Raw genomic sequence first — 15,704 nt, 5'->3', positions numbered from 1 at the left:
AGCAGGGAGTCCGTAGTCGGTGATGCCACTTGCTTGCAGAAAGAAGCCATGAGGCATCTAAAAGAGGTTTCATAACTTCCTCATGGTTTTTCCCTACACTCAGACTTGAGAGTCTACCTCTTTCAAGCGGCTGACAACGATGAGGTATTACAAAACGCTGTCATTAAAAACACTCAGGCGATCTAGAGACTACTGCTGCTCCTGTTTTCCCTCCCTCCAACAGATGCCAAATCATGTGTTCTATTTTTTCGCGAATCATTAACGGGCAGGTCGTCGTTGGTCGCAACTTCGACTGGATACAGCTAGGCGGCAACATTCACTTTGTGATGCCCACCCGTCAGTATGGCCTGACGACCTATGGTCTATGCGTGATTGAACAAGTGGGCAGCGATCGCCCCTTCGAGGGTTTGAATTCCCAAGGACTGTTTATCGGCATGGCAGGCATTCATGCCGACGATTTTCCTGAGAGAAGACAGTCCGACGCTGCTATCGCCCTGGATGAGCTAGGGGCAATTCGCTTTGTGCTGGAGCGAGCCACTACTACCCAACAAGCCGTTGCCATCCTGGATCAGGTTCAGATTGTGCCTCACAAAATTGAACCCTATGTCCGGCTGCAATATTTTATCGCTGATCAACAGGGAGATGTTTGCATCATCGCGGGTCAAGAAAAAACAACGATTCAACGATTAGATGCAACGACATTGGCCGCCGTGACCAACTTTCCCCTCTCGCTCAAGAGTAAGATCGCCTGCGATCGCTTTGAACGTCTTGAGCAGTGGTTGCCGACAGTGACGAACGAGCAGGCCGCAATCGCCCTGGTTGAGGCGGTATCGCAGCAATCAACCGTCTACTCCAGCCTCTACTCGCTGACGCAAAAGACGGTGAGTTTGTGGATTGAGAGAGCGTTTCAGTACCCTCTCACGTTCCAGCTCGATCGGGAAATCGCTCAGGGGTATAAGTTTTACAACTTTGGGCAGCTCAAGCTGATGTCTGCAAAGGGACAGGACCGCTTTAGAGAAGCTCCTTACAAAGTTCAGTGCGGATTTGCTAAGCGCTAAGCGCTATTAAAAAAATGCTGATTTTGGTTCAACTCTTTCATCTGACGGCTATCAGGTGACAATTGCATAGTCAGGCAACGTCAACTACGAAGGCAAGCGACTAGCTAATGGTCGTCGGGCAACTAATCCAAAGCAAAGAAAAGACACTGAGGAAACCCAACTGCGAAAAGGGAAAACCTCAAGTGTCGAAACAAACTATTCAACGGTATCAAATCCGTGTGTATATGAATGCAAGAGAAAGCGGCTTAAAGCAAACAGACGCGGCCAAACTAGCAGAGTTTTCGGAGCGAACAGGCCAGCGAATAGAGTCCGGGCGGCATCGCCCAAACCGGGGCAGAGCGCATGACTGGCGGACAAGAGAAGATCCTTTGGCAGCGGTCTGGGATGACGTTCTAGAGCCAATGCTGCGGCGAGAACCCAGACTGATGCCAACGACGCTCTATGAGTATCTAGAGGAACAGTATCCTGGCCAATACTCGCGGGTGCTGCGGACATTACAACGGCGGGTGAAGACGTGGAAAGCCGTCCACGGCCCTGCCCCGGAAGTGATGTTTGAGCTGCGGCACGACCCCGGCATGATGGGACTATCCGACTTCACCGAACTCAAAGAAATCGAGGTCACTATCAAAGGCAAGCCGTTCGAGCACCTGATCTATCACTACCGATTAGCCTACAGTGGTTGTCTTAGTAGGCATTCCCTAGCGCCGCAAAGCGACGCGGGGTCCTACCGCTGGCGATATGCGCAGATTATTCAAGGCGGCGAAAGCTTCATTGCCCTATCCGAAGGACTACAGAATGCTCTGGCTGCTAGCGGTGGCGTCCCGCGTCAACATCGGACGGATAGTCTGAGTGCAGCCTACAAGAATGCGAGGGGCCAGCACCGCAAAGTGCTCACTCAATATTACGAGGAACTCTGCGACCACTACCGGTTAGAACCGACGCGAAACAACAAAGGGATAGCACACGAGAATGGCGCTATAGTGCGATTCGTTCCTACACGAAAGGTCGAAAGGCTAATAAGGTAGGGCGTCTGAGAGATAACCCCTTCTGGGTGGAGTTCGCACTTTAATCTCTCTCAGATGATAACTTGATGTGCTTGTAGGTGAGTCTCCTTAAATGAGGAGGCAAGTCCTACCCGCCCGGTATAAGGCGTAAAAGCATAACCCCCATGCCAGCGGTTTAGCGCCAATGGGATGAAGCGGGGTTAAATGCCGGTATCTAGTAGCCTCAACTGGAAATCCCGGTTAGCAAGTGTGTATGGGCAAAGCAACGCTTGAACGTATGTTTTAACCATCGTTACGTTCACCCAGTGAAAGCGGCTGATGTGAGTTTGAGAGATACCAACGGTACCGCTTGAACCTCACGAACACTGGAAACAAAAGTTACTGGCTTCAGAACCTTCTTGTGATTGCTAAAGAAGGTTTTATACCCAAAGCAAGCCCGGTGGACAGTACGGCCCTAACCTCACAACCAAAGCACATTAGGAACGAAGTAACGCGACCAAGCTTCTCCTCTGAAAGGTCGAACATTCAGAGACGGTACTAAGCCGCAAGGACTGGCGTGAAAGATGGTCTAAGAAGCCAAAGCCTGGGGTAATGCCCAGGATATGCAGACGTAGACCCGATAGTACGGAATGAAGAACCTTTAGTCAGAGTAAAGACGATGACACACTCAGCGATGGGTAGTGATGAATGGGCAGCCATCGACTGGAAAGCAGTCGAGAAAATGGTCTACCGACTCCAAACCAGAATCTTCAAAGCCAAACGTCGTGGTGATACCAAGCAGGTTCACAGACTCCAGAAACTACTGATGAAGTCTCGCTCTGCCAAGCTTCTAGCAGTCAGACGGGTAACGCAGGACAATGCAGGCAAGAAAACAGCAGGTGTGGATGGGGTGAAGTCCCTACGACCACCACAACGGTTTGACCTCGCGAATAACCTGTACCTAACGGACAAGTCTAAACCGACGCGCCGGGTGATGATACCAAAGCCCGGTACAACGGAAACTAGGCCGCTGGGTATTCCCTGCATGACGGAAAGAGCACGGCAGATGCTGGTAAAACTGGCATTAGAACCGGAATGGGAAGCGGTCTTTGAGACCAATACCTATGGGTTCAGAGCAGGCAGAGGCTCTCATGATGCCATTGAAGCAATCTTTGCCGGTATTCGGTACAAAGGCAAATATGTCTTAGATGCCGATATCTCGAAGTGCTTCGATAAAATCAACCAGAAAAAGTTGTTAGCCAAGCTGAATACCTTCCCAACACTCACCAGGCAAATCAAAGCTTGGTTGAAGTCAGGGGTGGTGATGAATGGCCAACTATTTCCAACGGAAGAGGGAACGCCGCAAGGCGGCGTGTGCTCACCATTACTGGCTTTGATAGCTCTGTATGGGTTGGAAACAGCGATTAGAAGTTGTCTTCGTCAAGGCAGACCCCAACGGGCATTAACTGTTGCAGTCTACGCCGATGACTTTGTTGTACTTCATCCATCGCTAGAAGTCATTCTACAGTGTAAGCAAGCAGCAGAAAACTGGCTAAACGAGATGTCTCTAGAATTAAAACCTAGCAAGACTCGCATCTCTCATACGCTGACACCGCATGAAGGAAATGTTGGATTTGACTTTCTCGGCTTCAACATCAGACAACATGCCGTTGGCAAGCACCAATCTGGATGCAACGGTGTGGGTCAGAAACTAGGCTTTAAGACTATCATCAAGCCCAGCAAAAAGAAGATTGCACTACATGTTGAAAGGGTAGGAAATATCATCAAGAGCTATAAGGGTGGGCCTCAAGAGGGGCTGATTCGGAAGCTAAACTCGGTCATCCGAGGATGGTGTAACTATTACTCGACGGTCAGCAGCAAGAAAACTTTTAGCTACTGCAAGAACATTGTTTGGTCGCAGTTGCGCGCTTGGGCAAGGTACAAAACCGGCAACTTTGGCGCTAAAACTCTATACAAATACTGGCACCGTATTGGTTATCGATTGACGTTCTCTACCAAAGATGGCGTCAGGCTCATTGCCCACTCCGATATACCAATTAGACGCCATGTAAAAGTCCGAGGAACTAAGAGCTACTTTGACGGTGATGTTCTTTACTGGGGAAAAAGAAGAGGCAGACATCCTGAACTACCAAACCGGGTAGCACTGCTACTCAAGAAGTACAAAGGAAAATGCTCCGAATGTGGACTGATGTTTGTTGCCAACGATTTGATAGAGGTTGACCACAAAGTTCCTAAACAGGACGGTGGCACAGATACGTTCGATAATCTGCAACCGCTTCATCGTCATTGCCATGATGTTAAAACTGCTCGTGACAATGCCCGTATAAAAGAGCTAGAACAGGACACTGAACTGGCTTCAATTAAAGGGTTGAAATAGAGCAACGGTGCTGATGACAACAGCCGTACTGTTGAGGAGCCGTGTACTGGGAAACTCGTAAGCACGGTTTTGAACGGGAGGGTGACAGGGCGACTTGTCACTCGACCCTATTGAATCACCTCACGGACACCTCAAACACCGCATCAAACAAGCGCTGTATCTCAGAGGCAGCTTTGATTTTGAGAGCATCGCTACCTATCAGAACTTCATTGACGAGTCAGTTAAAAAGCTCAATCAACGTACTCAGGCGAAGTTTGAAGAAGAACAGAAATCACTACAACCATTGCCCAAGTATCGCGTGCCTGACTACGAAGTGCTCACCGCTCGGGTCAGCCGTCACAGTACGATTGATGTCCGCTGTGTCTTGTATACGGTGCCCTCTCGGTTGATTGGTCGCCAGATAGAACTGCATCTCTATCACAACCGGATTGTGGGTTATTTGGGCAAACAAGTTGTTGTTGAACTGCCACGGCTGCGAGTGAGTAACCAGGGTAAACGCCGCGCCCGCTGTATCAACTATCGCCATGTCATTGAAGGACTCAAACGCAAGCCCAGAGCCTTTATCTACTGCACTTGGCGAGATGACCTGCTGCCGAATGACCACTACCGACGGCTATGGGCGCAGATAGAAGCTGACTTTGACATCGACTCGGCGGCGGTGCTGATGGTCGAAGCCCTCTACATCGCGGCCACGCAGAACAAAGCGCCTGCTGTCGCTGAGTATCTAGAGACAGAACTAGGCACTGGCAGTCTGACACTAGTCGGTCTACGTCGTCATTTTCAACTGCTCACGGGGACATCAATGCCAACGGTGAGCGTCAAACAACATAACCTTTCTAGCTATGACCAACTCCTCAGCTCTCAAAGACTCGTCAACCCTATCGAATCCATCAAACCTGACAAAGACATCCCCTCCCACAAGTCCCTACCAAAGTCTCAGCGAGCATCTCAAAAGTCTGAGACTCTCCCATATGCTCAACCACTGGCAAAGCCTGGAAAACCAGGCGATGCAAGAGCATTGGTCATACGCTCAGTTCTTGCTGGCACTCTGCGAATTGGAGGTCAACCGACGCTGGACTTTGAGACTCAAGCGCAACCTCAAAGAAGCTCAGTTCCCCGGCACCAAAACGCTTTCCAACTTCGACTGGACGCATATACCCAAGTTCAATCCCGCTCCCTTGATGCAGCTAGCGACTGACACCGGCTGGCTAGAGCGAGCCGAAAACTGTTTGATATTCGGCCCCTCAGGCGTCGGAAAGACTCATCTTTCTGTGGCTTTAGCCAGAGCCGTTATTGAGCTAGGCAAACGGGCCAAGTTCTTCTCAGCCACGGTGCTCGTTCAGCAACTGCAACAAGCCAAGCTAGAGCTACTGTTGCCTGCGATGCTCAAGAAGCTCGACCGCTATGACCTCCTGGTCATTGACGACTTAGGCTATGTCAAAAAGTCTGAGACCGAGACTTCGGTACTCTTTGAACTGATTGCCTATCGCTACGAGCGCAAAAGCTTGCTTATCACCGCCAATCAGCCTTTCAGCCAGTGGCACAACATCTTCGCCGATGACATGATGACCGTCGCGGCGGTTGACCGCTTGGTGCATCATGCGCTCATCGTTGAAATTCAGTCTGACAGCTTTCGACAGCAGTCCGCTGCTGAACGCGGTCAGAAAAAAAACGTTGGCGTAGCCTCTCCGAAAGAGAATCGCTAAAAAGCAGCCCGTCACAGCGAACCGATCATAGTTGTCGCGCCGATCATAATTGTCGTCTCTATTTCAAATCCCAAATTATGCAAATTCTAGAAACTGTTTCTTGCCCAAATAATTGTCGCGACCCGACGTTGCTATTGACACCTGATACCGCCTAGAGGCTTGCGTGTCACCTCATTAAACCAACACTGACTACGAAAGCGAATGAACTGATCCATCAAGTCCCGCACTTCCTGAAGGTTCTGCTTGAGGTAGGCACCCTTCCCCATCAGCTCATTAGAAAAAACATAAAGTTGGAATTTCTGGAATAAGGTGTAGAGATAAAGCGGGAGGTAATCATTCTCGATATTATGGGGCAAACTATTCTTATTACAGTCAATATCTTCAGTTGCTAGAAACATGACTGTATCCTTCAGGGCCATTGCTCGCCAGCACTGCCATACCCTAATTCGATTTTCCCTATTCAAACGCTCTACCGCTTCTGGTGCGGGAATCCACATCGATTGCTCAACTGAATCTCCCAAAGGGTGACAGGCAGCGAACTCATACAGCAGACGGTCTTCTAAACTAGAGAATCCCCCTTTTGACAGGCGCTGCCGGTGATCGTTGGTAACGTTGATACAGGCAGAAGATAACACCTGACAGCGCTCTCCATAGACCTGACCTAATTCCGTTTCAGAGTACCGCCAACGCTTCTCTAACTGCTTCGTAAACCGCTGCAAATCACAATCTATCTGATTTTCACTGACCATTCCCTGCAGCAGAAAATCCATCAGGTCGCGCACAAAGACCTTTTCAGTGTTTCCATCAAAGTCTAGTTGAGGTAGCGTCCAGGCGACGGTAGGAGGATGTACCATCCGTAAAAAGTAATTCACATCGATCAGCTGTGAAAGACAAGGGTTGTTGTCTGTGAGCTCTACTTTAAGAATGAGAAATCCAATTCCTGAAGCAAACAGTACGGCATCTATCCATGCAAAACGGGCTGAAATTTCTTGATGTTCGAGGACCTTACCCGCTTTCTCCCGATGATGGACCACTTTAAAGCTAGCCATGCGTTCCAAACATTCTTTGGCATAAGTTATCCTCCAAACGCTATCTGACCCAAGGGTTTGATCTTGGTAGAACGCGGACAACTCGTTGCGGTTTTCTCTAATCTTACGCACATGCTCCTTATAGCCGCAGCCAGGCGGAATGTCTTGAAGAAGACTGGTTTCTGGAAAAAGCAGCCCACGAATGTAGGGCAGGAAGAAATAGGTATCGTCTAAAACCTCAGCCGTGGCGATTTCATCCAGTCGAGACCACCACGGTTGCCAGCTCTTGTTCAGTATCTGAAGGCGGCTAGGACGGCTTTTGGGCACGACGGTATGAAGAAAAGGATAAATAAGAAAAGTGGCGTGATGGAGTAACTCAAAGTCCGGTTGCATTGCTCAGCTTAGTTCCGTTACCCTCAAGTTACCGACAACTCGACAGAAAGTATAGGGAGACCCCAAAAGGCCATAAGGTAGCGAGGCTGTGATTTGGGGCAACTTACCAGCCAAGTCCCTGCTGTACAAGGAACACAGTAGTACACCCACTGGACTAAAGCTGAACTGGTTTTTGCTCAAAAGTGAGTAGTACACTGCTGATTTTCAGCCTCGAAAATGGCTGAAACCCCTATTGTCTCCTTGAAGGGGTGCTGACAGCATAGCTGCCACGAAGTGCAATAAGGACTGAGTCGCAGCCTGAAACGTTGAAAACTCGTTAAAAATCAAGCTATAATCTCGCACTGGCCTAAAAATACAGTACAAATAGACTACTGCAAAACCCTTATATATCAACGCTTTCGAGCTTATTGCACTTGGTTACAGCTACGCTGTGCGATTCGTTTAGCTGGAAAGTTGATTCATTCTGAATTGGCGTACAGCTAGCGTGGTTCAACCGAACCTAGACAACTTAGAGGTCGGATCAGTACCTTGTTGGACTTCACATCCAACAAAAGCCTGACTGGTCGAGCACAGACCCAGCACCGTCACCCCTGCGGTAGCGACTGAGCATCAATCCGTAAAGCGGGGTGAAATGGGCTACTGACTTGAGATTCTAACGAGTCAACGGCTCTAGGTGAGCTGACAAGGCTAGGAGACGAACCCACGTCTGAACCGTCGTTATGTCAACTGAGGGGAAATGGAATCTGATACCCCTCGTCCAAAACGGACACGGTGCCGCTCAATGAAACTAGCGTATTTCACTGGAGTGCGCACAGAGCACCTGGCGGAAAGTAGGAGCCTAAATCAGCCCAAATGCCCGACTTCTAGGAACGAAGTAACTCCTCAAGAACGCTCTTTAACCTTTCTATTGAAAGGCTAAAGCAACCGACTCACGGCGTATGTGTTTAGGGGAGAAGGATTGTGTAACAAGCCAATGCTGTCGGGAAAGCCGATGGATACGCTGACGTACACACTACTGCTATGGCGACGATGCAACGTCGGAGTGAATTATGACGGAGTTTGTTCAACAAATATCTGATGACTGGAGAGCAGTGAACTGGCCCCAGGTCGAGCGCACTGTTTTCCGCCTCCAACAGCGTATCTATCGCGCCTCACAACGGGGTGATGACCGCACGGTCAAATCACTCCAACGCTTGCTGAGTACATCCTGGTCAGCGCGAATGCTTGCCGTTCGTCGCGTCACACAGGAGAACAAAGGTAAAAAGACGGCTGGTGTCGATGGGATAGCCTCTCTGAAAGCACCAGAACGTACAGAACTAGCCAAAAACCTGACCCTGGACAAGAATGCAGACCCGGTGCGCCGAGTGCTGATTCCGAAGCCTGGGAAGTCAGAGTATCGAAAGCTAGGGATTCCTACTATGCGCGACAGAGCAAAACAGGCACTCGCCAAACTTGCTTTGGAACCACAGTGGGAAGCACTTTTTGCCCCAAACTCCTATGGCTTCAGACCAGGACGTTCACCCCAAGATGCACTCGAACAGGTTCACCGATGTATCAGTCAAAAGCCCAAATGGGTACTCGATGCTGATATCGCCGCCTGCTTCGACCAAATCTCTCACGGCCCGTTAGTTGCCCGACTCTCTCAAAGTCATCCATCTATTGCGCGGCAGTGCAAGGCATGGCTGAAAGCAGGAGTGTTGGACAACGGCCAAATCCAGCTCACGGAAAGAGGTACGCCTCAAGGCGGGATAGCCTCCCCCTTATTGGCCAATATCGCTTTACATGGGCTGGAAACACTGGTCAAAACAACGATTAGAGGCGCACATCTTGTGCGATTTGCTGATGACTTCGTGGTCTTTCATCAAGACCGTGAGGCTATCTTCAAAGCCCAGACCTTAATTCGTCAGTGGCTAGCGAGTAAGGGGTTAAAACTCAGGGCTGATAAAACCCGCATTGTCCATACTCTCAATGGGGGTGCTGAGTATTCAACTGGCTTTGATTTTCTCGGTTGTCATGTGCGCCAGTACCGCACTCGCAGGCGACGAATCAACAAAAGCCAGCGGCCCTATAAAACCCTCATCAAACCCAGTAAAGCTTCTCTCAAAAAATTAGTCACCAAACTAAGAGAGATTATAAAACAACATCGCGGCTGCTCACAAGCAGCGCTGATTGAGGCACTCAACCCCGTCATTGTGGGATGGGCCAACTATCACCGCTCGAATGTGGCTAGTCGGGTCTTCGCCTACCTCGATTCAGTCCTGTACTGGCAACTGAGACGATGGGCAAAGCGCAGACACCCTCACCAAGGTCGGAAATGGGTGAAATCCCGCTACTGGCATACGGTCGGGCGACGTCACTGGGTATTCGGGGTGAAACAAGCAGGAAGGGTCACTCTTAAGTTGGCCAAGTTTTCTGATGTGTCTATCCGAAGGCACGTCAAAGTCAGAGGACACAAAAGCTGGTATGACGGCGATTGGGCTTACTGGGCAGCGCGACGGGGGAAGCATCCGATGGTTCACATCAGAGAGGCAACCCTACTCAAGCGTCAGCGCGGGCGATGTCCTATTTGTAGAAGGATCTTTGACCTACACGATTCCATCGAGAGAGACCACGTTCGGCCTATGGCCAGTGGTGGATTGGACGTGTATGACAATCTGCAAGTGGTGCATCCAACCTGTCATCACCGCAAAACACGATGGGACAAACAGGGCTGGTGCCCGGTGCGTCCTTGGCGTGGGGAAACGGTAGGAGAGGCGCTGTGTGAACTGAAAAGTTCAGGCACGGTGCTGAAGGCGGGCGGGGCTTCGTGAGAGGTCTCGCCTAGCTAACTGCACTAGGCCTTGAAGGGGGAGAAAGGTGCTCCCAGTGACTCGGCCGTTATCATTTTTCGCGATAGAAATGGCAGAGATGCATCAAGGGCTTTCAGGAACGGTGACGTTATCGGCAGGTTAACTCAGGTTCATTGGAAGGTTAACATGTTTAGATGGGAACCTTGGAATGATCAGATATCATCGCTAAAAGTATTAGGCGGAACAGCAGCAGCATTTTTTGAACATGAGAATTTTGGCGGAAAAAGGCTGTTAGTATTTGGGCCTGAATCTATCAATAATTTGAGCGAAATGCCAGGTGGATGGAACGATAAGATCTCTAGTGTTCAAATTGTTCCAATTACAAAAAACTTGATTTTAGAGAATGTGATTTTTCCGCCCGGATAATAAATAAGGAAAGGAGTATTGTAACGGAGTATCTCCTACATCTCTTCGTAATAGCTACTCTTGTGCAGGGCAAACGCATACTCCCGATTTTTCTCAATAAGGAGACCTCTAAGCCGGTTTATTGAGAAAAAATATACTGTTTGGTAGCTCGTTAATCGCTGAAAGCCTCATTTCTTCGTTGAGACTAATTTAGTATGCGTTTGCCCTGTACTCTTGTGCTAGGCCCTTGAGTAGTATCAGTATTGGAATAGAAAACTATGCTGAGGCTAGAAGCGCTAATGTATAGGCTTTTCAATGTAGTTGCTTTGAACTGCCATCGAACTTCTCGGTTCTCTTAAATGGATTCTACAGAATTGACTTCAAAGCCAAGGAGCAGTAATTGTAATTCTTGTTCTTCCATCTACCCATCCATATACTTTTTTGGCATCCTCCGCAATGAGATTGATACACCCAGCTGATGATCTTCTACCAACATCTCCTTCGTGTATCCAGTAACCCTTATTCCCATCCATTACGATTACCCAGTTTAGGTCAACTTGAAATTCGCTGCTACGGCGAGTGGAAAATTTATCCACCCCAACCTCACCTTTCACAGTGACATCAGTTTTGTAGGGGGCATCCTTTTTCCCTAAACAGCTAAATTCTTCAAAGCCAACACATTCAAGTGTTCCTTTTGCGTTAGACCCTAACGAAATCTTGATTCTCTTTGTTGACATAGCATTTGTATCCATCACACCTGGCTGAAGTATAGGGCATGTCTCTCTATGCAGATTGTATAAGTTTGGGTAGTTTGTTAAATGTATTTCTAACGGTGTTTTCTATTTTCTCTCTGTCTTGTGGCCGCAAAGTAAGGCGCATACCTGCATCAGATGCTGAGCTGTCCTAGAGGCCAAAATATATGCAGTTATTTGGCCTTTGAAACGCTGCATCCTCGTGCCGCTACAGTCCCAAAAATGGTCGTTAACTTAGCACTCAGAACTGACGCTATGTGAGCTGCGCGATTGCCTATCATTGCTCAGGTCTGAGCATTTGATTTGTTACAAAAAGGGGCGTTAATTTAGCGATGTTGGCAGAGCAGACCATGTGATCGCAGCAATAGGTAACATCGCTATCAGATTCACTCTGTAGTGTTAGGGCTATCAGTAGCATCGGAGCAGAAACGCACGCTAAGCACCCGTAGGGTACTGTACCAGTTGAACCCCTTTGGTAGAAGAGGGCTGAAACCCTTGATATACCGTGCCAAATTTATGTACCAATTAGGGTAAGGATCAACTGGTACAGAAATAGCGTCTCAACGGTAGTTCAAAAGACCTATAGTAAAAAGCTTGTATAGCAATACTTTCAGCCTTAGCGTGCGTTTCTGTTCCATTACTACCAAAGGGCCGTTATCTGGAAGCTGGACCGTCTGGGTCGTTCTTTGAGCGACCTGCTAAGCATAGTCGAATACTTGAAAGAGCGAGGCGCACACTTTCTCAGCATTCAGGACGGCTTCGACACGTCTACCGCGTCAGGGAAGATGGTCTTTTCTGTGATCGGGGCGATGGCCGAGTATGAAAGGAATCTGATTCGTGAGCGAACAATGGCGGGATTGAAAGCGGCGCGGGCGCGTGGTCGGATGGGTGGTCGTCCGAAGTCGCTGGATAAAAGTCAGATGAAGGTGGCGATCGCACTGGCTGACGCAGGTGAGTTGACGATCAATAAGATCTGCGAGCAAGTCGGGTGTTCACGCTCTACTTACTATCGGCAAATAGCTCCAAATCTGAAAAGACGTTCGTAATCTCTAGCGGAGGGGACATAGTTCACTGTTGTTCACACTACGTATATCCTTTTAGAGCGCTCACATGGAAGTTTTCATAGGTGAAGGCACCGCTTTTCAGCACTGTAATTATCAGACTAGTAGCCACTCAGCCTAATGAAAAAGGTCAACTTACAAGAAAAACTAGGCAAATTCAACGAATACTGGTCTCCAAAGATAGTCTCAGAATTCAACGGTCACGAGGTCATGGTTGTGAAGGTGCTAGGTGAATTTAACTGGCACGACCACGCTAATACTGACGACTTTTTCTTAGTTTTGTCAGGAGAGCTAGTTATTCAGATGCGTAATGGCGATATCACGCTTGGGCCTGGAGAACTATATATTGTGCCTAAAGGCATAGAGCATTGCCCCAAAGCAGAAGTTGAAACACATCTACTGCTCATTGAACCGAAAGGCGTTCCTAACACTGGAGATGACGCTACGGCTGCAAAGAAGGTTGCTATTTAGACAAATTCAGAACCTTTGAAGCTCCGCAGTCAGACAAGATAACTAATCCTAGATTGTTGTTCTTTTTTAGCGTACCGCAACAATATCTCTAGGACGCAAACGTAAGATCGCACCTGCGATGAACAATATTGCAGACGGAAGATTGTAGAACAATAGATGCTGTGTCGCTGAACCAAGAGCAAAGGCTACTGTGAAAATTAGCCATATATACCAGCTCCCGAGCGTATACAGCCGTACGTCCTGGAATTGACCATTCTTGAACCACACGGGGTTGAAGATAGCTATGCTTGCAAAGCCGACCATAATGATCCATAGCGGTAGCGTTACAGCCCAAACTAAAAAAGGGCACGACTGGCCCAAAGTGTAGTAAAGACCTATCTGTGCTAAGTGAATCAGGTGGCTAACAGCAGTGATAACCCATAGCTCGCGATAGTACTGCTGCGACCACTGCCCTATCTCACTCGTCCATTTCAGTCGCTTCAGAGGACGCATGGAGAAGACAAGTAAAAATGGTAGCGCCGTAGTCAAAGAGCTTACTCGCAAGGCGAGCAAAACTGAAGACATCTCCAAGCCATTCGAGAGCACAAGCGCAGAGAGTAAGCTCATTGAAAGGCTAGCAAGTACAATCAGACTCCAGGATAGAGAAGGCCGTTTATTCGCGTCATTTGCATCGGGTAAGCGTCCCATATTGCCAGCAGCAAGTTAGCGTACTTGCTCAAATTAATTTAAGCGTAAGTCTATAATCTAGCTGTAAAGATACAGACTGTATGTATGTAGACTAAGCGTTGGTTGCTCAACCTGTCAAGATACAGTCTGTATGTATCTTGAATGAAACTAATAACTATGGCTTCTCCGCTGACTAAGGCTGGGCAAACTGAGCGCACTCGTCGAGCCATTCTTGATCAGGCTCGTAGCCTATTTACGAAACACGGATATGCAGCCACTGGAACGGAAGCCCTCATTAGTGAGCTGTCTATCACTCGCGGTGCGCTGTATTATCATTTCAAGGGCAAGATAGATGTCTTCAAGGCCGTTTATTCCGAAGCCTACAGCGAAATCATTGACTACATTGACGCCCGGATTGAACCTGTAGAGGACAGCTGGGAACGGTTGGTTATTGGCTGTCAAGCGTTTCTAGAAATTGCACAAAAAGAAGATCTCAGGCGATTAGTATTTATCGAAGCACCAGCAGTCTTAGCTGCGGAAACTATTGCTGAGGTTGACCAGCGTGGGTTTAAGTTACTCTACGAAGGCATTCAAGTAGTAAGTGAGGAAGGTTGCTTAAGCACGATTAGTATTGAAGGCTTTGCTCACCTTATCAATGGCTCGCTTAATGAATTGGCGTTGTGGGTTGCACAATCAGACGACCCTCAACGGTTGCATACGGCGCAAGAGCTAATCAAAACGCTGCTAACTCAGCACAAGGGGTGAGAGTACTCCTAAGGGGGTTAAGTGTGACATGCTATCGGAGTGCTCTACCTATGCTTCTATCTATGAAAATTCTTGCGATCGCAGGTAGTCTCCGAGTAGGTTCATCCAACGTTGCCTTCCTTCGAGCCGTTGCCAAGCTAGCCCCTATTCAACTCGAGATGACTATCTACGAAGAGCTAGGTTCGTTACCGCTCTTTTCACCTGACATAGATACATCTTCTCCGCCATCACCAGTTGTTCGGTTACGTACGCTGCTGGGAGCAGCAGATGCGGTCATCATCTGTACGCCGGAGTACGCCTATGGAATGCCAGGGGCACTGAAGAACGCACTGGACTGGATAGTGTCTTCGGCTCATCTCTACAAGAAACCGACTGCGGCAATTAGCACTTCACCCTCAGAAAGAGGCGGCGATAGGGCTTTAGTTTGGTTGCAACAGACGCTGAGCGCACTAGATGCTGAGGTAGCTCAACAGGCTTCTTTCCCTGTTCCATACGTCAAGGCTATTCTAAAGAAAGAGAGTATTGAAGATACTACATTAATCAAACAGATAGGAGAGATGTTCGCTGGGCTCAGAGCTTCTTGCATTGCCTAGCTGCAGCCCCGGCAACCACTCAAAGTTGGCTACTGTATATGGCTAGAGAAACTTGACTATGCTTGCTCTAATTATCGTTGCAATCTCACTGCTTACAGGAATCCTCTATCAAGTCGTGGGTACAGCCATAGATCAACGCAGATATCCTCCACAAGGTGAGTTGATAGATGTCGGAGGCTTCCGTCTACACCTCAACTGTATGGGACAGGGAATCCTAACGGTTGTTATGGATGCAGGCGGATGTGCGCCCTCAATTGCATGGGGCTTGGTTCCTTCTGAAATTGCTAAATTTGCCCGTGTTTGCATCTATGATCGCGCAGGGTTCGGTTGGAGTGAACCGAATTTCGGCGCAGCTCGAACCAGCCAGCAGAGCGCTGATGAATTACATCTACTTCTGAGTAAAGCTGAGATTGAGCCTCCATACATTTTAGTAGGTCACTCACTGGGTGGAGTCAATATGCGGCTGTATGCGAGCCAGCATCTAGAAGATATAGCCGGATTAGTGTTAGTCGATTCTTCCCATGAAAATCAGATGACATCCGAAATGGAGCGGCGTATAAAAATGACGTCTTGGCTGTATCAGGGTTTTAGGATAGTCAGCCAAGTTGGACTGCTGCGCCTAATTGGGGAAATGAA

At 48.5% G+C, this 15,704-nt stretch carries 13 protein-coding genes and 1 pseudogene; 11 read left to right on the top strand and 3 right to left on the bottom strand.

All coding sequences use genetic code 11. The annotated features are described in order from the left end of the window. The first annotated feature begins 233 nt into the window (after window positions 1-233). The 4 genes and pseudogenes from S7335_RS23490 to istB all read left to right on the top strand — a co-directional run bounded on the left by S7335_RS23490 (window position 234) and on the right by istB (window position 6,145). The gene (locus tag S7335_RS23490) at window positions 234-1,058 is read left to right on the top strand and encodes a linear amide C-N hydrolase (RefSeq protein WP_006458695.1); all 825 of its coding nucleotides are present in this window, start codon (window positions 234-236) and stop codon (window positions 1,056-1,058) included. Window positions 1,059-1,282: 224 nt separating this feature from the next. After that, a pseudogene (locus tag S7335_RS23485) lies at window positions 1,283-2,038 on the top strand (IS21 family transposase); the annotation flags it as partial. A gap of 682 nt (window positions 2,039-2,720) precedes the next feature. Next, entirely contained in the window at window positions 2,721-4,439 is a 1,719-nt protein-coding gene (locus tag S7335_RS23480; protein WP_006458497.1) for a reverse transcriptase domain-containing protein, read from the top strand. A 971-nt stretch (window positions 4,440-5,410) separates the two neighbouring features. Further along, on the top strand, window positions 5,411-6,145 hold the full coding sequence (gene istB / locus S7335_RS23470; RefSeq protein ID WP_050766049.1) for an IS21-like element helper ATPase IstB: 735 nt from the start codon (window positions 5,411-5,413) through the stop codon (window positions 6,143-6,145). A gap of 131 nt (window positions 6,146-6,276) precedes the next feature. On the opposite strand, the gene S7335_RS23465 is transcribed toward istB, so the two are convergent. After that, entirely contained in the window at window positions 6,277-7,566 is a 1,290-nt protein-coding gene (locus S7335_RS23465) for a hypothetical protein (RefSeq protein ID WP_006458600.1), read from the bottom strand. 1,049 nt (window positions 7,567-8,615) lie between these two features. On the opposite strand from S7335_RS23465, the gene ltrA reads away from it, so the two are divergent. Together ltrA and S7335_RS27135 are read left to right on the top strand one after the other, a co-directional pair. Beyond that, on the top strand, window positions 8,616-10,376 hold the full coding sequence (gene ltrA, locus S7335_RS23460; protein ID WP_006458647.1) for a group II intron reverse transcriptase/maturase: 1,761 nt from the start codon (window positions 8,616-8,618) through the stop codon (window positions 10,374-10,376). A gap of 30 nt (window positions 10,377-10,406) precedes the next feature. After that, window positions 10,407-10,781 carry a beta/gamma crystallin-related protein gene (locus S7335_RS27135; protein ID WP_071777074.1) on the top strand — a complete coding sequence of 125 codons (375 nt, stop codon included), beginning with the start codon at window positions 10,407-10,409 and terminating at the stop codon, window positions 10,779-10,781. Between the two features lie 359 nt (window positions 10,782-11,140). Here S7335_RS27135 and S7335_RS23450 read toward each other — a convergent pair whose 3' ends face one another. Further along, entirely contained in the window at window positions 11,141-11,512 is a 372-nt protein-coding gene (locus S7335_RS23450; protein WP_038020010.1) for a L,D-transpeptidase, read from the bottom strand. Window positions 11,513-12,141: 629 nt separating this feature from the next. Between S7335_RS23450 and S7335_RS23445 the strand changes: the two genes are divergently transcribed. Together S7335_RS23445 and S7335_RS23440 are read left to right on the top strand one after the other, a co-directional pair. Further along, entirely contained in the window at window positions 12,142-12,558 is a 417-nt protein-coding gene (locus S7335_RS23445) for a recombinase family protein (RefSeq protein WP_369791699.1), read from the top strand. Between the two features lie 135 nt (window positions 12,559-12,693). Beyond that, a complete protein-coding gene (locus S7335_RS23440) occupies window positions 12,694-13,044 on the top strand; it encodes a cupin domain-containing protein (protein WP_006458631.1) in 351 nt (116 codons plus the stop codon). A 66-nt stretch (window positions 13,045-13,110) separates the two neighbouring features. Here the strand turns inward: S7335_RS23440 and S7335_RS23435 are convergent, their stop codons facing one another. Next, a complete protein-coding gene (locus S7335_RS23435) occupies window positions 13,111-13,731 on the bottom strand; it encodes a hypothetical protein (protein ID WP_006458693.1) in 621 nt (206 codons plus the stop codon). Window positions 13,732-13,887: 156 nt separating this feature from the next. Between S7335_RS23435 and S7335_RS23430 the strand changes: the two genes are divergently transcribed. The 3 genes from S7335_RS23430 to S7335_RS23420 all read left to right on the top strand — a co-directional run. Continuing rightward, window positions 13,888-14,475 (top strand): TetR/AcrR family transcriptional regulator, encoded by a 588-nt coding sequence (locus S7335_RS23430; RefSeq protein WP_006458551.1) that lies wholly within the window; start codon window positions 13,888-13,890, stop codon window positions 14,473-14,475. Window positions 14,476-14,525: 50 nt separating this feature from the next. Further along, window positions 14,526-15,068, top strand: a complete 543-nt coding sequence (locus S7335_RS23425) for an NADPH-dependent FMN reductase (protein WP_006458577.1) — start codon at window positions 14,526-14,528, stop codon at window positions 15,066-15,068. A gap of 58 nt (window positions 15,069-15,126) precedes the next feature. Further along, window positions 15,127-15,704 (top strand): alpha/beta fold hydrolase (locus tag S7335_RS23420; protein ID WP_038020004.1); only part of this gene is annotated, 578 nt, incomplete at its 3' end.

This window comes from Synechococcus sp. PCC 7335 (assembly GCF_000155595.1).
Lineage (GTDB): Bacteria > Cyanobacteriota > Cyanobacteriia > Phormidesmidales > Phormidesmidaceae > Phormidesmis.
The sequence above is the reverse complement of the archived record's forward strand: the minus strand, read 5'-3'. Positions and strand labels throughout refer to the sequence as shown.